The following is a 16,035-nucleotide window of genomic DNA, read 5'->3' on the forward strand; positions in this document are numbered from 1 at the left end:
AATCAGGTGGTACAGGAGGACTTGTGAGAAAAGACAGCGCGAGCACCCTGATTGGCGCCATTGCCGCGGCAGCGATTGCGATCGGCACTGCGACCTGTGCGAATGCGCAAACCAGCGGCGGCATGCCGAACGATGCTTCCGCGCAAAGCCAATCCATCGCGGCATCGCCGGGTCGCAACAGACCCGATAGCGAGCTCGCGCGCGACGTGCGGCGCGCGCTCGCACGCACACCGAACCTGCATTCAACGTCGATTCACGTGCAGGCGCGCCGCGGTATCGTGACGCTGACCGGTTGGGTACCGCAGCGCGCTCAGGTGCAACGCGCGGGCAGTGTCGCGAGATCGGTGCGCGGAGTCAGACAGGTGAATAACCATCTGAATGTGCGCACGAGAGGTGCCAGCGGTCACTAGCGCAAAACGAATAAAAGAAAGTACTCAGCCCGCCACGAATGCGGCGGGCTGAGTACTTTCTATCGGCCAATCAGTCGATGCGTGCGAGTATTCGCCGCGGCGCTCCGTTGTTGCGCAACGCCGCCACGACTCGCGCAATACCTCAACGCCACATACGATAGCTGTAGACCGGCGCGCGATACGCATACACGCGCGGCTGCGCCCAATAGACCGGCGGACGATAAACCTGATAAGCGACAGGCGCGGCCGGTTGAACCACCGTTTCCACGACCTGCGGCATTTCATCGTATTGCGCCTGCGGATAAACCGGCACGTACTGCACGGGCGGCTGAGGATAGTCCTGCCGCACGTATACCGGCTGGTTGTCGTAGACCGGCTGCATCTGCGCGTAGGCCGGCGCCTGCTGGTATTGCATTGGCGGCGGCGCGTATTGCGGCTGCTGGTACACCTGCTGATATTGCTGTTGCGGTGGCGGTTGCGGCACCTGACGCTGCGCGTATTGGACCGGCCGCGGCTTCTGAGGCTGCGGCGGAATACTCGTGTACTTCGAGTTATCGTCTTCGGGAACGCCCGGCGGCAGCGGCGGCACGTCGACCCGCGCGACGTCGGTCCTGGCGGGTTGCCGCTGACCGTGATTGTGCGAGTCGATCATTGCCTGGTAATCGGCCTGATCCTGCTTGCCGCGATTGATATAGCCATTGCGATACGCGCGGGCCACGTCCGACATCTTCGCATTTGGATCTTCTTTCATGCCGTCCGCATTGACCTTGTACTCGTTCGGACTGAGCGAGCCGGCCGGCACCTCGTCGTCGGACGCATAGGCCGCTTCGGGCCCGTCGGCCCACGCTGGATAACACTGCAGCGTTAGCACCGAAGCGACCGTCGTCACCCCGAGCCCCCAAAGCGTCCTTGTTCTCATGATCCACCTCGCGGCCGATTAAGAGTATTGAAAGCCGAAATTTTTACTTGCAGGCGTGGCTATTCGTCTGCGCGTGCAATTGTTATTTTCTAGCACATTCCTTTGACGTCGGCATTATTTTTTCTTTGCAAATGAGCGGTGTAGCGCACGAGTGACACGGCGGGTCCAAAGGCGAGTCAGGAGAAACCCTGAGAGTCAGAGTTGCCGAAATGGACCGTTTGGTACGGCGGCTCCGCACGCCGCCGCGGAGCGATTCTTTTCGCCCTGAATGACGTAGTAGCAACGCGGCCTTTTAGCGCGCCATGTCGTATCAAGCGCTACGCGACAACTCGGCTTTCCCTATTGCGCGCACTCCCGTTCTCTGCTCGCGCGAAAGTCAAACAATTCGCATAAAGGGCGGTCCGCAATTCACGTTGAATACCTTCCGAAAGATTCGCGGATTACGATCTACTTTATCCTTGCACGCGGCATTCGCTTTGCTGAATACGGACATTTCCGTCCTGTCCCGGAGGCAGCCCATGAAAGACACCGCCACGCCAGCCGCCGCGGATCGGGTTCCACTGACCGCCGCGCCTGCATCGAGCGCCGGTGACGACGGCTCGCTGCCGCATCTGCGCGAGATTGCGTCGTTCGGGCACCAGGTGACCGGCGTCGCCGTCGCCGCGGACGGACGCATCTTCGTCAACTTCCCGCGCTGGACAGAAGACGCGCCGATCTCCGTCGGCGTACTCACGCCCGATGGCGACGTCCGTCCTTATCCCGACGATCGATGGAACGGCTGGCGCAATGCCAGGCGTGACGAGTTGAACCCGCAGGATCGCTGGGTCTGCGTGCAGGCGATGCTGTGCGATTGCCAAAACAACCTGTGGGTACTCGACCCCGGCGCGCCGGCCCAGGCGTTCGTCGTGCCGGGTGCCCCTAAACTGGTCCGCATCGATCTTGCGACGGATAGCGTCGTCGGCTGCATTGCGTTCACGCTCGAAATCGCGCCTCAGGGCAGCTATCTGAACGACGTGCGCATCAGTCGGGACGGCCGTTTCGCCTACATCACGGACTCTGGAACACGCGGGGCGATCGTGGTGGTCGATCTCGGCACCGGTCAAGCGCGCCGCGTGCTCGACGGGCATCCGTCGACGCAAACGGATCCGGGCGTCACGGTCCATGCAGGCGGCGCACCATTGCGGCGTCCCGATGGACGCGGCGTCGAATTGGCGGCCGACGGCATCGCGCTCACTCGCGATGGACTGTATCTGTACTGGCAGGCGGTGAAGGGCAAAACGCTTTACCGCGTGCCCACCGAAGCGCTTCGCGATACCACGCTCGCGACCGATGAAGTCGGCAACCGCGTCGAGAAAGTGCTCGAGCATCGCCCCGCCGACGGGCTGCACATCGACCGGACGGGACGCCTGCTGATTACCGCGGTCGAAGAACATGCGGTGAAGGTATGGGACGGCGCGACATTGACGACCTTGCTGCACGAGCCCGGCCTGCGATGGCCGGATACGTTCGCGGAAGGGCCGGACGGCACGATCTACCTGACCGATTCACGCATTCCCGAGATGAACTGGTTCAAGCCGGGCCATCCCGACGCGCTGTCTTCGAGGTTGCTGATCATTGCCGACGCCGCTCCGTCAGCGGCGCCGGACACCAAACCGGGCACGCCGCCCGGCTCGCAAAGCGAAGCGGATCGGAACCGCTCACCCGACTGACGCCACACCGCCGCCGTTCGTCCGTGCTGCCCGGCGCGCCGAGACCGGCCGGGAACGCGCCATGCTAGTGCAGGACAAGAGCTGGCGCGCGCCAGCGCGTCTGCCGTACATGCACGCGCCAAACGGCGCCAGGGGTCGAGTGATGATCGGCGAAACCTCATTCGCAACGCGCTGCCCGCCTGAAAACGGACAGCCGATGGAGAACGTCGCATGACGATCGGCTGCCCCGAATGCGGCGCGCTCGAAGACATCCCGCCGCTCACCGCCCATACCTACGCGCGTTGCCGCGCCTGTCACTTTCCGCTCGAGCGGCGTAGCGGCCGAAGCCAGACCGCGGCGCTCGCCTGCGCGAGCGCGACCTTCGTATTGCTGTTTCCGGCCAACCTCGCGCCCCTGATGTATGTCCATATGCTCGGCGTCGAACGCTCATCACTGCTGTCGTCGGGCATCGTGGAGATGTGGAACGATGGCTGGTTCATTCTCGCGGTACTGCTCGGCACCTTCGGTATCGTGCTGCCATTCATCCGCTTTGGCGGCCTCGTGATCGTCCTCGCCGCGCTGCGGCTCGGCCGGCGTACCAGAGGAATCGGTGCGCTGTTTCGCTGGACCACCTCGCTCGACATCTGGACCATGCCCGATGTCTATCTGGTCGGCTGCTTCGTCGGTTACGCGCGCGTGACGCAGAATCTGACCGGCACGATCGCCCCCGGCGGCTACTGCTTCATCGCCGCGGCGCTGCTGTCGATGCTCACGCGCGCGTCGCTCGACCGGAGAACGGTGTGGCGCGCGATCGCCGCGGAAAACGAGTTGCCGGAACATGAAGCGCCGCTGTCCTGCACGGTTTGCGATCTGGTCGTGCCGATGTCGCAGGAGGGGCGCCCCTGCCCTCGCTGCGCACTGACGTTGCGCGCTCGCAAAACCGACGCCGTCGTGCGCGCGGCTGCGCTGTCGCTCGCCGCGCTCGTTCTGACGATCCCGGCCAACCTCTTTCCGATGACCACTTCGATGCAACTCGGGCGGACCCACTCAACCCGGATCATCGACGGCGTCTACCAGCTGTTTCACGCTGGCCTGTGGCCGATCGGCATTCTGATCATCTGTACGAGCATCGTCATTCCGGTGGCGAAGATTCTCGGCATGGCATGGTTCGTCGTCTCCGTTCGGCGCCGTTCGCGCCGGCATCTGCGGGTCAAGGCGCATCTGTACCGCCTGATCGACGAACTCGGCCGATGGTCGTACGTCGACGTGTTCACGATCGCCGCGTTCGTGCCGCTGATCCGGTTCGACGGCATCGCCGCGGCCAGACCCGCCATCGGCGCCACCGCGTTCGCGCTGGTCGTGTTGCTGACGATGGCCGCTTCGCGCGCCTTCGACCCGCGCCTGATGTGGGACGTCCACCCGCGGAGCAAGCGATGAGCGGCACGCGTCCCCGTCGTTCGCAGGCCCAGGTGCGGCGCAGCGCGTGGCCCGGCTGGATCTGGGCGGTGCCGGTCGCAGCCTTCGCGATGGCCGGATGGCTCGGCGTTCGCGCGTTGATGCATCAGGGCGAGACGGTCACGGTAACCTTCGACAACGCGTACGGCATGAAGCCCGACGACACGATCGTCACGCTGCGCGGCGTGAAGGTCGGCGCCGTCTCGGAGATTACGCTCGCGCCCGATGGTCAACACGTGAAAGCCGAGCTCAAGATAGATCGCGCCGAAAAAAAGTATCTGCGCAGCGAGACCAGGTTTTTCCTGCGCGGCGCCCACGTTGATCTCAACGATCCGGCGTCGATCAAGGCAGTGCTGTCCGGCCCCGAGATCGTGATGGAGCCCGGGCCCGGCGAGCCGGCATCGCGTTTCGACGGTGTCGATCGCCGCCCCGCGCTCGCGCCGGGGCACGGCCCGGTCGTCACCTATCTGGTGCGCTTCGACGGTGCGGTCGGCGACCTGAAGAGTGGTGCCGATGTGCAATTGCGCGGTTTCGACGTGGGCACCGTCACCAGCGTGCGCCTGAACTACGACGCACGCACGGGCGCGCTGAGCACCCCGGTGCAGATCGCGCTGAACCCGTCGCAGCTTGGCATCGTCGGCGCGCCGCCACCGGCCAACGGGGACTGGCGCCCGCTCGTCGATGCCATGCTCACCCGCCTCGTCGCCACAGGCTTGCGCGCGCGGTTGTCGCAAGATCCGCCGCTCGTCGGCGCGGACAAGATCAACCTCGACTTCGTGCAAGGCGCGCCGGTGGCGACGCTCGCCAGCGAGGACGGCCTGCCCGTCATTCCGAGTGTCGCCGCCGCGAATCTCGACACGACGATGGCCAAGGCCAACGAGGTGATCCAGAAAATCGACGATCTTCCGATCCGGCAAACCGGCGAACAGGTCCGCAGTATCGCCGCGCATATCAACGCGCTCAGTTCCTCGCCTCAGATCAAGGACAGCCTGACGCACATCGACCACTCGGTCGCGCAGATCGATCACACGTTGCAGCAGGTCTCGCCACAGATCGGTCCGCTCGTCGCGCAATTGCGCGAGACGGCGAACGCGGCCGATCGCACCGTTGCCGCGGCGAACCGTACGCTAGGCGGCGACGCGTCGAGCCAGAACGACCTGCCTGCCACCATGCAGGAGCTGACCGACACCGCACGCTCGATTCGGGCACTGGCCGACTATCTCGACCGCCATCCGGAGGCGCTGATCCATGGCAGGCAGCAGGAGGCTCAATGATGACGAGGTCCACGTTCCCCGTCGGACGCGCCGTCGCGGCATCGCTCGCGACGAGCGTCAGGACGGCGGCGTTTGTCGTAACCGTCGCGGCGATGGCGCTCGCCGGATGCGGACACAGCATACCGACACGCTATGTGACGTTGAACCCGATGCCCGCCGACGCGCCGGCCGCCACGGCGCCGATCCCACCGATTCAACTGACTGCCGTGCATATTCCCGCGGTGCTCGATCGGCTCGAAGTCGTCACGCTGGCTTCGCAGAACCGGCTGACGATCGACGATAGCGACCGGTGGGGCGCACCGCTCGCTCAGATGATGCGCAAAACGCTTGCCCAGGACTTGCTCACGCGGCTGCCCGCCGGGTCGTTCGTCATTCCGGATGCACCCGCGCCGCCCGGCACGCGCAGGCTGGTCGTCACCGTGCTGAATGCCACGGCCGACGAGAGCGGCACGCTGACGCTGCAAGCGGAGTGGACGCTGCTGGCCGGGCACTCGGATCAGGCGCCGCTGCGGCAGCAGGTGACGCTCGACTCCGCGATCGATGGACACGATGCGCTCGCGCAGGCGGCCGCGTTGAGCCGCGTTCTCGGCGAATTGGCCGACCGGATCGCGGCGTCGGTCCTCGCGCACTGACCGACGGCGTCGAGTTCGCTGCCGCGCCGATCACGCAGTACCGTTATCGCCTTTCCTTGCGGAAAGCCGGTTGAAACGCTGCTCGACCACGCGTGTTCCCCATTGCGTGCCTTCCGATTCTTCACTTGGCCGAAAGCCGAATGACTCGTACAGATGACGCGCCGCGTCGAGCCGCAGGATGGTCGCCAGATCTTTGGCGCTGATGCCCGGCGACATGCCGATCTCGATCACCGCATGCACGGCCGATGGCGCCAGATCGCTGTCGGCGATGGTCGTGCGCATGAAACCGAGTTCGCGGACCAGCCGGCGGGAAAACTCGCGGAGTTCGAGAATCGTCGTGTCGCGGGGCTTGGCGGGGGCGTCAAATCGGATTGCCCAGCGGACAGCGCTGCCTTGATGCGCGCCTCGATGCGCGGCCTTTAAACGGCGTCGGGTACCTGACGAGTCTTCAGAAACGCTTCGAGCGTTTCGCCGCGCATGCTCGCGTACACGCCGAGATTGGTGATCTTCACTACACGCGCGAACTTCTCGAGCACGAAGAAAGACACCCCATAACGAATCAGACCGATCCAGTCGGTGTTGTCGACCAGCGTGCGTTCTTCCGGCGTCAGGCCGGCCGCATCGTATGAGGCGGTGCGGTTTTCGAGCCACAGCGCGCGCGCCGACGCTTCGCGCATCTGCCAGAAAAAGCGGTTCAGGCGCATCGCCTTCATGCTCTGGCGGATATCGAACGGATACGTGCCGGTCAGTTCTTCGACGCCAACCAGTTGCGGATTCATTACGCCACCTCTTCTTCGTAGATCGTCACGGCCATCGCGGTGCTGGTCGCCAGGTAGTAGTTGCGATGCAGTTCGCGGACCTTCTGACCCAGCGCGCCGCGCATCGCGAGCCACATGATCGTCTCGACGCTTTCCGCGCCGCCGAGGCGCACGTAATCGACGTGCTTCATCGCGGCAAGACGCTCCGGATCGCTGACGATCAGGTCGAGGAACTCCATGTCCCATTCGGTGTTGTTGAAGCCGCTGCGTTCGCCATGCACCTGGTGCGACAGCCCGCCCGTGCCGACCACCACGACCTTCAGATCCTGCTCGAACGATTCGATCGCGCGACGCAGTGCCTGGCCGAGCCGGTAGCAGCGATTCGCGGTGGGCAGCGGATACTGCAGCACGTTCACTTCGAGCGGCACCAGCGACAGCGGCCAGCCGCCCTGATGCGGCAGCATCAGCGACAGCGGCGAATTGACGCCGTGATCGAGCGGGCGGTCCTGGAAGACGGTCAGATCGAATTCGTCGGCGACCAGTTGCTCGACGATATGGATCGCGAGATCCGGATGCCCGGCGATGTCGGGCAGCGGACGCTTGCCGGCGCCTTCATCGGCGAACTCGTGGTTGGGCGACACGCCGAGCGCGAACGTGGGATAGCAGTCGAAGAAGAAGCTGTTCGCGTGGTCGTTGTAGAACATCACCATCACGTCGGGCTTCTGCTCGGCCAGCCACTGCGCCACCGGTTCATAACCCTTGAACATCGGCGCCCATGCCGGTTCGTTCTGCTTGCCCTTGTCGTACGCCAACCCGATCGTGGGTACATGGGACGTGCCGATACCACCAATGATTCTTGCCATATTCGTTCTCTTCCGTCACTTCGTGCTGCTGCCAATCGGATAGGTCGCCAGGTTTACCGCGCTAGTCACCACGACCGTCTTGGGATACAAAGATAGAAATTGTGTCGCGATACGGGAAGCACGGGTATACCTCAGGCAGCGCCGGGTTGACGAGTAAAAACCTGGCATTTGCGCGGCCGGAGCGCGGATGAAGCGCACCCCGACCCACGCCGCGCAGGGCCCCCTCGGTATCCCAAGCCCGTGAGGCAAGCCTTCCGCGACGCCTCGGCATCTCGTCACGCGATAAATAAAACAGATGGCCCGGAAAACAACTCGCAACACACATTTTTAAGGCTTGGAGCGGTGCTGCACGCGTGGCTATACTGCGCTGCTTCCGACGAGCGACGAAACGATGAACGAGACCACCCAGCAAGCGATTGTGCAGACCTTACGCGAGAAGATCCTGTCGGGCGAACTGTCGCCCGGGCAGCGGCTCGTCGAAGCGCAGCTTGCGCAATGGCTCGGCGTGTCGCGCACGCCGCTGCGTTATGCGTTGAGCGTGCTGTCGTCGGAAGGTCTGCTCGATCGTTCGGGCTCGCGCGGTTACGTCGTGCGCCGCTTCAGCGTGCGCGACGTACTCGACGCGATCGACGTGCGCGGCGTGCTCGAGGGACTCGCCGCGCGCTCGGTCGCCGAAAACGGCGTGAGCCCCGCGCTCGCCGCCGCGCTCGACGACTGCCTGCGTGAAGGCGACGCGATCTTCGAGCAAAAGCATCTGCAGCCAGGCGACGACGTGCGCTACGCGCAGATGAACGGCCGCTTTCATGCGCTGATCGTCGAAGCGGCGCAGAACCAGGCGGTCACGGCCGCGCTCAGTCTGAACGACAAGGTGCCGTTCGTGTCGCCGTTCACGATCGCGTTCGACGAATCCGCGCGCGAGCGTCAATTCATGATGCTGATGTACGCGCATCGCCAGCATCACGCGATCGTCGACGCGCTGAAAAAAGGCGAAGGCGCGCGCGTCGATGCGTTGATGAAGGAGCACACGCATATCTCGAAGGAAAGTCTGAATCTGTCGCTGCCGTCGTTGCATCTGATCGCGGGCGCGGCATGAGCAACGACACGCTTTCCGCCGCCACCAGCCAGGCGAGCGCCAAAGCGCCGCTGTCGGTCAGCAGCAAGGACCTGCTCAATCTCGCGCAACTGCGCGCATTCCGGCTCGTCGCCGAGATGGGCAGCGCGACGCGCGCGGCGGCCGCGTTGTTTCGCGCGCAGTCGGCGGTCACGCGCTCCGTGCAGGAGCTCGAGTCGGCGCTCGGCGAACCGCTGTTCGATCGCGGTCCTTCGGGCATGCTGCCCACTCCGGTCGGCCGCGCGGTGCTGCATCGCTGCGAGCGGATCTTCGCCGAACTCGAAGAACTCGCCCGATGGTGCACCGCGCGACAGACGCGCCGCCGGCCCGTCGCGGAAGGCGCATTGCCCGCGTACCTGCTCAACACGCGGCGGTTGCAACTATTCGCGGCGCTCGCGCGGCATCGGCATATGCCGAGCGCGGCAAAAACCTTCGGCATCAGCCAGCCCGCGGTGAGTACCGCGATCCGGGTACTCGAAAGCGGCTCGGGACTGAGTCTGTTTCACCGCAGCCCGCGCGGCATTCTGCTGACGGCCGAGGGCGAGACGTTCCTGCTTCACGTACGCCGCGCGCTGAACGAACTGCGCCACGTCCCCGACGATATCGCCGCATTGCACGGCAAGATTCAGGGCTCGGTGACAGTCGGCGCGTTGCCGCTCGGGCGCACGCTGATCCTGCCGAAGGCGATCGCGCGAATGACCTCGGTGAATCCGGGCGTGCGCGTGGTCACCGACGAAAGCGCATACGAGACGCTCGTGGCCGGTCTGCGCGCGGGCGACATCGATTTCATTCTCGGCGCGCTGCGCGACAACGACGCGACGAGCGGCCTGAAAAACGAGCGGCTGATGTCGGAAGACATGGTGGTGCTGGTGCGCCGCGGTCATCCGCTGACTCACGCGCACGATCTGACCATCATGGGTCTGCGCGACGCGCAGTGGATTCTGCCGCGCAGCAACGCGCCGGCGCGTGCGCTGTTCGAAACGCAATTCAAGCGGATGAAGGTGAAGCCGCCTCTGCCGACCGTCGAGACCGCCGACCTCGCGGTGATTCGCGGCCTGCTGCTCGGTACCGACATGGCGGCGGCCTTGTCGGCGCAGCAGCTGCATCACGAGATTCAGTCCGGGCAACTGGTGGTGCTCGATGTACCGCTGCACAACACGCGGCGCGAGATCGGCCTGACGATGCGCGCGGCGGGCACGCCGTCACCGGCCGCGCGCGCATTGATCGACGCGATCCGGCTGTCGGTCGTCGATGTGACGCGCACCGTCAGTATCGGCGCGAACTGAGCACTTCCAATGATTAGGGGCAACAAAGAGTTGATGTCGAGTGTGAATTCCCAGATGTACGCGAGGCTTCTTGCGTTGCGCCTGGTTCGTGCGTTCAGTGGCATTGGAAAAGGACTTCGTCATAAACCTGTGAAGACGCGCACCGCATTGGACCGCCGCGCAAGGAACCGTGCCAGCTCCGGCACGAACCGCATGCGGAAATAGCATAGCGAATGACGCGTTAATGAAGCATCGCCGTATCACGTGCGGCGACAATTCTCCGACAATAGAAGAGCGCGCACCTCACCACGCGGCGCCTCGAAGACACCCGGAGAAAACGTAATGAACAAACGCCAGTTCCTGACCAGCGCCGCGGCACTGGGCGCGGCGGTCGCGCCCGCATTCGGCGCGAAGCGTGAGCACGCCGAATGCGGGCCGTCTCCAGTCGTCCTGACGATCTCCGGCGCGATCAAACACAGCAATCGCGGCGCGCTCAATCCGGCTCTCGATCAACTGCTGGCGAAGCATCAGGTGAAGTTTTCGCAAGCGTACGGCGTCGATCTGCCGTGGCTCGCCAGCATGAAGACCGTGACGATCCATCCGACGATCGAATACGATGCGCACATGCATACGTTTAGCGGCCCGCTGCTCACCGACGTGCTCGCAAACGTCGGCGCGCCCGACGCGGGCAGCACGCAAATCGTCATGCACGCGGTCGATGGCTACGCGGTGTTGACGACGCTCGACAAGGTGCGCGAGTATCACTTCATCGTCGCGACACAAATGGACGGCAAGCCGCTGGCGCTCGGCGGCGTGGGGCCGTTATGGGCGATCTACGACGCCGATCAGATTCCCGAACTCGCGGCCAAGCCACTGAAGGACCGCTTCGAATTGTCGCCGTGGGGCCTGTATCACATGCAGCTCACAGAGGCGTCATAGCGCGCCGCCCAATCGCTCGACGCACGCCTGCCGCACGCGCTCGACCGAGCTCGCCCAGTCCTCGCCCGGCGCGCGCCGGAACAGGCGCAGCGTGTACCGGCGCATTGCGCGCTTCGTCCTCGCCCTGCCCTTCTGCAAGCTCACGAAGCTCAGGCCGTCATTGCGAATGAAAGGATCGCGCGGTGATGCTAGAATCGCGCCCGTCTTTTCTTCGACGATCATGACTCGACACTCGCGCAACCACCTGACCGCATGGCTTGGCCTCGTCGCCATGTGGCTCGTCGTGTTCGCGCCGCTCATGAGTCAGTTGCTCGAATCGGGCCGCGCCCACGAGCCGATTGCCGCGCTATGTTCGGCGCTTCATCCGGCTGGTGCAAGCAATGTGAGCGATGCGAGCGTCGTCGCTCAATCCAGCCCCGCGCCCGTGCATCTGAGCCACGACGATGCATTCGGCGCCTGCGGCTACTGTCATCTGCTCGAACATCACGTCGCGATGCCGACGCTCGCCGCCGTCGAGCCGCCGGCCGCGCCGCCGCTGGCCGCCACCGCGCCGCCCACGCTGTCCACCCGCTTCACCCCGCTTGGCGCCTTCCCGTCGGGACGTCCGCGCGCCCCACCTGCCGTTTCCTGATCGCTACCGGTTCTGATCGCGCCTTCGTCGCCTACATCGACGAGGCCTGCGATCGCCTGTTCAATGCATCGAGGAAACGCTCATGTTCAACTTCGCGCTGCGAAGGCTCTCTTATTGCGTCCGTCGTGACGCTGTCTTTTCCGCTCATCGCGCGGTTCGTCGTTCCGTTCTTTGGCCCGCGCTCATGCCTGCCTTCGTGCCGGCTTTCGTCGCAACACCCACGCATGCCGCCGACGCAAACACCGACGCGACGCTGCCCGCCGTCAGCGTCAGTGCGAGCGCAAGCGCGAGCGCCACACCGCGCGCCGTCGACCCGAACCTGCCCGCCTCCGTCGAAACCGTGACGCGCGATCAGTTCGCGAACTGGAACGTCGTCAACACCGAGGACGTGCTCAAGTACATGCCGAACCTGGCGGTACGCAAGCGCTTTATCGGCGATCTGAATTCGATCATCGCGGTGCGCGGCACCGGCAATACGCAGAGCGCGCGCGGCCTCGTCTATGCGGACGGCTTGCTGCTGAGCAACCTGCTTGGCAATAGCTATTCGTTTCCACCGCGCTGGTCGATGGTGTATCCCGACGAAATCCAGCAGGTCGACGTAATCTACGGGCCGTTTTCCGCGCTGTATCCGGGCAATTCGCTCGGCGCGACCGTGCTGATCAGCACGCGCATGCCAAAGCAGTTCGAGGCCAACGCCGACGTGAAGGCATTCACGCAGCACTTCAGCCTGTTCGGCGTGAACCAGAGCTTCAACGGCAGCGAAGCGAGCGCGTCGATCGGCGATAGCATCGGCAAGTTCTCGTACCGGCTCGGCGTCAATCATCTCGAGAACACGAGTCAGCCGCTGCAATTCGCAACACTCGCTCAATCGACCACGCCCGCCAAGGCCGGCGACACGCCCGTCACCGGCGCCTATTTCTACAACAACCAGACCAATGCGCCGACGGCCGTGCTCGGTGTGAACGGCGAAGGCATCGAGCACACGGTGCAGGACCAGTTCAAGCTGAAGATGCAGTACGACTTCACGCCGACGCTGCAGGGCGGCTTCACGCTCGGCTACTGGCACCAGACGTACAACAGCGAAACATCGACGTTCCTGCGCGACGCGGCCGGCAACCCTGTGTACAGCGGCAACGTATCGATCAACGGTTACCACTACACGATTCCGGCGGCCGCGTTTGCGCCGGGTGTCGGGCACAGCGAGAACTGGCTCTACGGCGTGTCGCTGAAAACGCGCAACGCGACCGGCTGGAACGGCGAGGCGATCGCCTCGTATTACGACATCGGCAATGGCGTCGCACGCACCGCGAATGCCGGCGGCCCGGGCAATGGCCCCGGCACCGTGCTGTTCAACGACGGCACCGGCTGGAAGACGCTGGACCTGCGCGGCACCTATACGCCTGCGACGAACCAGCCAGGACTGGCCAATCACGCACTGAGCGTCGGCTACCACTACGACAACTACTTCGTCGACAACCAGACCTACAACACGCTGAACTGGCGCGACGGCGACGCGACCTCGTTCGCCAACGCGTTCACCGGCAAGACGCAGACGCAAGCTCTTTATGCGCAGGACGCGTGGCGCTTTCTGCCGCGCTGGAAGCTCGTCTACGGCGCGCGCTATGAAGACTGGCAAGCCTACGATGGCGCACAGTCGCTGCCCGGCGCGACGATCGCGTACAGCGATGCCAGCCAGCGCCATCTTTCGCCGAAGGCGTCGTTATCGTTCGATGTCAGCGACGAGCTGACTTTGCGCGCGTCGATCGCTCGCGCGTATCGCTTTCCGACCGCGAGCGAACTGTTCCAGGGGCAAATCAACGGCTCCGCGATCGTCAACAACAATCCATATTTGCAGCCCGAAGACGATCTATCGAAAGAGCTGAGCGCCGAATGGGCGCATTGGAATGGCGTGTTTCGCTTCTCGCTGTTTCAGGACGACGTGAAGAACACGATCTTCAGTCAGACCGACACCACCGTGATTCCGAACGTGACGAACTTCCAGAACATCGGCAAGGTTCGCTCGCGCGGCGTCGAAGCAAGCTATTCGGGCGAGGACGTGTTCGTGCGCGGGCTCGATCTGCTCGCGAGCGTCGCGTACACGCAGTCGAAGATCCTCGAGAACGCACGGAATCCGGCCTCGGTCGGCAAGTACTTCTACCGCATTCCGCTGTGGCGCGCGAATCTTGCCGCGACGTATCACTTCGACGCGCGCGCGGCGCTGACGCTCGCTGCGCGTTACTCGGGTCGTCAATACAACACGCTGACGAATACCGACACGAACCCCAACGTGTTCGGCGGCACCAGCACCTACACGGTCGCCGACGCGAAGTTCACGTTCAAGCCGACGAAGCTCAGCGAACTCGCCATCGGCGTCGACAACCTGTTCGACGCACGCTACTTCGTCTACCACCCGTATCCGGGCCGCACGTTTTATGTCGAAGCGAAGCTGCATATCTAAGCCTGACGCAAGACGCGGCAAACCGCTTGTCGCACACGAACCATCGACCCATTTGCCCGACGAGGATTTCATGTCCACGACTCGAACCGCCGAACGCGTGCGCGCGCAGAACGGTACAACCGCCGCCACGAGCGGCCCGACACATCCAGGCTATCGAACACTGTGGCGCTGGCACTTTTACGCGGGCCTCTTCGTGATGCCTTTTCTACTCGTGCTCGCCATCACCGGCACGCTGTATTGCTTCCAGCCGCAGATCGAGCCGCTGCTTTATCGACAGCAACTGGTCGTCGCACCGCAAGCCGTGCCGAGGCTGGCCGACAACGCGCTGCTCGCGAAAGCGCGCGCGGCGATGCCGCCCGGCTCGATCGCGACGACCGCCGTGATCACGCGCGATCCGCAACGCAGCGCGGAATTCGTATTTCGTCTCGCGGACGGCACGCAGCAGAGCATCTATCTGAATCCGTATAGCGGCGAGGTGCTGGGCACGCTGAGCGTCGAGCATCGCTTGATGCAGGTGGATCGCATGCTTCATCGCAAGCTGCTGCTCGGCAAGCCCGGCGAACTGCTGATGGAACTGGCCGCATGCTGGACGCTCGTGATGATCGGCACCGGCGTCGCACTATGGTGGCCGCGCGGCAAAACGACCACGCGCGCTGTGCTGCTGCCGCGCCTGGCGCTGAAAGGACGTCCGCTATGGAAAAGTCTTCACGCGGTGATCGGCATCTGGCTCGCCCTTGGCGCACTTGCGTTCGTATTGACGGGGCTGCCGTGGACCGGCTCGTGGGGCAAGCAGTTCAAGGCGTTCGCGACCGCGACGCAGCTTGGCGCTCCGCCGGGCGCGTGGGGCGGTTTGCCGTTGCGCTCCATCGTGCCGGGAACGCCCTCGGACCACCCGGACCACGCGAGCGCCACGCTCGCGCATGCCACGCGCGCCGACATGGGCTCGATGCCCGGCATGGTCATGGACGACCTGCCGTTGCCGCTGACGCCGTGGGCCGCGGGCAACGCGAGCGTGCCCTCTTCCGCGGCCACCGACGCGGCGCAGCCTCTGTCGCTCGGGCATATCGTCGCGCTCGCCGCGTCGCTCGGTATCGCGGACGGCTACCGCATCGTGCTGCCGAACTCCGCAGCCGGCGTCTACACGCTCTCCTGGTTCCCCGCGAATCCCAAACACGAACGCACGCTGTACGTCGACCAATACAGCGGCGCGATCCTGAAGGACATTCGCTACGGCGATTACGGCGCGATCGCGAAGGCCGTGTCGTACGGCACCTCGCTGCATATGGGTCGCTACTTCGGCGTCGCGAATCAGATACTGTGCGCGGCCATTTCGCTCGGCCTTGGCGCGCTCGCTGTGACCGGCTTCGCGATGTGGTGGAAACGTCGGCCGCAACGCTCGCTCGGCGCGCCGTCGCGCGAGCGCGCCGCGCCGCCGATGCGTGGCTGGAAAACCGGCCTCGCGCTTCTCGGCGTCGTTTTCCCGCTGATGGGCGCAACGCTCGTCGCGGTGTGGCTGCTCGACCGGCTGGTTTTCGGCCGTGACTCACGACCGGAACCGAACGGCGTCGCGTGAGATCAAGACGAGCCGGGGCGCACCGCTTGCGCGCCACGAGCGTTTACGATATATTTTGC

General features: G+C 64.4%; 15 protein-coding genes and 1 pseudogene. 11 read left to right on the top strand and 5 right to left on the bottom strand.

Annotation, left to right across the window (positions count from 1 at the left end):
* Positions 1 to 23 precede the first annotated feature (23 nt).
* On the top strand, positions 24 to 410 hold the full coding sequence (locus tag OKW29_RS14340) for a BON domain-containing protein (protein ID WP_429291523.1): 387 nt from the start codon (positions 24 to 26) through the stop codon (positions 408 to 410).
* 142 nt (positions 411 to 552) lie between these two features.
* Here OKW29_RS14340 and OKW29_RS14345 read toward each other — a convergent pair whose 3' ends face one another.
* Positions 553 to 1,329, bottom strand: coding sequence for a hypothetical protein (locus tag OKW29_RS14345; protein ID WP_187617359.1), 777 nt, complete (start codon positions 1,327 to 1,329; stop codon positions 553 to 555).
* Positions 1,330 to 1,847: 518 nt separating this feature from the next.
* Here OKW29_RS14345 and OKW29_RS14350 point away from each other — a divergent pair.
* From OKW29_RS14350 to OKW29_RS14365, 4 genes are all read left to right on the top strand, one after another.
* Complete coding sequence (locus OKW29_RS14350; RefSeq protein WP_429291524.1) at positions 1,848 to 3,038, top strand: L-dopachrome tautomerase-related protein; 1,191 nt, start codon at positions 1,848 to 1,850, stop codon at positions 3,036 to 3,038.
* Positions 3,039 to 3,248: 210 nt separating this feature from the next.
* Positions 3,249 to 4,454 (top strand): paraquat-inducible protein A, encoded by a 1,206-nt coding sequence (locus OKW29_RS14355; protein ID WP_429291525.1) that lies wholly within the window; start codon positions 3,249 to 3,251, stop codon positions 4,452 to 4,454.
* A complete protein-coding gene (locus OKW29_RS14360; RefSeq protein ID WP_429291526.1) occupies positions 4,451 to 5,746 on the top strand; it encodes an MlaD family protein in 1,296 nt (431 codons plus the stop codon). The genes OKW29_RS14355 and OKW29_RS14360 overlap by 4 nt, the downstream gene beginning before the upstream one ends.
* Positions 5,743 to 6,378, top strand: coding sequence for a PqiC family protein (locus tag OKW29_RS14365; protein WP_429291527.1), 636 nt, complete (start codon positions 5,743 to 5,745; stop codon positions 6,376 to 6,378). The genes OKW29_RS14360 and OKW29_RS14365 overlap by 4 nt, the downstream gene beginning before the upstream one ends.
* Before the next feature lie 165 nt (positions 6,379 to 6,543).
* Here OKW29_RS14365 and OKW29_RS14370 read toward each other — a convergent pair.
* The 3 genes and pseudogenes from OKW29_RS14370 to OKW29_RS14380 all read right to left on the bottom strand — a co-directional run.
* Positions 6,544 to 6,750: pseudogene (locus OKW29_RS14370) on the bottom strand (MarR family transcriptional regulator); the annotation flags it as partial.
* Between the two features lie 47 nt (positions 6,751 to 6,797).
* Positions 6,798 to 7,157: a protocatechuate 3,4-dioxygenase gene (locus OKW29_RS14375; protein WP_090806862.1), complete on the bottom strand. Its 360-nt coding sequence runs from the start codon at positions 7,155 to 7,157 to the stop codon at positions 6,798 to 6,800.
* Entirely contained in the window at positions 7,157 to 7,999 is an 843-nt protein-coding gene (locus OKW29_RS14380) for a gallate dioxygenase (RefSeq protein WP_184007389.1), read from the bottom strand. The genes OKW29_RS14375 and OKW29_RS14380 overlap by 1 nt, the downstream gene beginning before the upstream one ends.
* A gap of 391 nt (positions 8,000 to 8,390) precedes the next feature.
* Here OKW29_RS14380 and OKW29_RS14385 point away from each other — a divergent pair, with 391 nt between their 5' ends.
* The 3 genes from OKW29_RS14385 (at position 8,391) to OKW29_RS14395 (ending at position 11,314) form a co-directional block, all read left to right on the top strand.
* Positions 8,391 to 9,092 (top strand): GntR family transcriptional regulator, encoded by a 702-nt coding sequence (locus tag OKW29_RS14385; protein WP_429291528.1) that lies wholly within the window; start codon positions 8,391 to 8,393, stop codon positions 9,090 to 9,092.
* Positions 9,089 to 10,396 carry a LysR family transcriptional regulator gene (locus tag OKW29_RS14390; RefSeq protein WP_429291529.1) on the top strand — a complete coding sequence of 436 codons (1,308 nt, stop codon included), beginning with the start codon at positions 9,089 to 9,091 and terminating at the stop codon, positions 10,394 to 10,396. The genes OKW29_RS14385 and OKW29_RS14390 overlap by 4 nt, the downstream gene beginning before the upstream one ends.
* A 321-nt stretch (positions 10,397 to 10,717) precedes the next feature.
* On the top strand, positions 10,718 to 11,314 hold the full coding sequence (locus tag OKW29_RS14395; RefSeq protein WP_429291530.1) for a molybdopterin-dependent oxidoreductase: 597 nt from the start codon (positions 10,718 to 10,720) through the stop codon (positions 11,312 to 11,314).
* Here OKW29_RS14395 and OKW29_RS14400 read toward each other — a convergent pair.
* Positions 11,309 to 11,536 (bottom strand): hypothetical protein, encoded by a 228-nt coding sequence (locus tag OKW29_RS14400; RefSeq protein ID WP_429292548.1) that lies wholly within the window; start codon positions 11,534 to 11,536, stop codon positions 11,309 to 11,311. The two genes, OKW29_RS14395 and OKW29_RS14400, sit on opposite strands and share 6 nt — an antisense overlap.
* Here OKW29_RS14400 and OKW29_RS14405 point away from each other — a divergent pair.
* The 3 genes from OKW29_RS14405 (at position 11,535) to OKW29_RS14415 (ending at position 15,976) form a co-directional block, all read left to right on the top strand.
* Entirely contained in the window at positions 11,535 to 11,945 is a 411-nt protein-coding gene (locus tag OKW29_RS14405; protein ID WP_429291531.1) for a DUF2946 domain-containing protein, read from the top strand. The two genes, OKW29_RS14400 and OKW29_RS14405, sit on opposite strands and share 2 nt — an antisense overlap.
* Before the next feature lie 184 nt (positions 11,946 to 12,129).
* Entirely contained in the window at positions 12,130 to 14,403 is a 2,274-nt protein-coding gene (locus OKW29_RS14410; protein ID WP_429291532.1) for a TonB-dependent receptor, read from the top strand.
* 70 nt (positions 14,404 to 14,473) lie between these two features.
* Positions 14,474 to 15,976, top strand: a complete 1,503-nt coding sequence (locus tag OKW29_RS14415; protein WP_429291533.1) for a PepSY-associated TM helix domain-containing protein — start codon at positions 14,474 to 14,476, stop codon at positions 15,974 to 15,976.
* Positions 15,977 to 16,035 lie beyond the last annotated feature (59 nt).

Source organism: Paraburkholderia sp. CI3 (assembly GCF_050436505.1).
Taxonomy (GTDB): domain Bacteria; phylum Pseudomonadota; class Gammaproteobacteria; order Burkholderiales; family Burkholderiaceae; genus Paraburkholderia; species Paraburkholderia tuberum.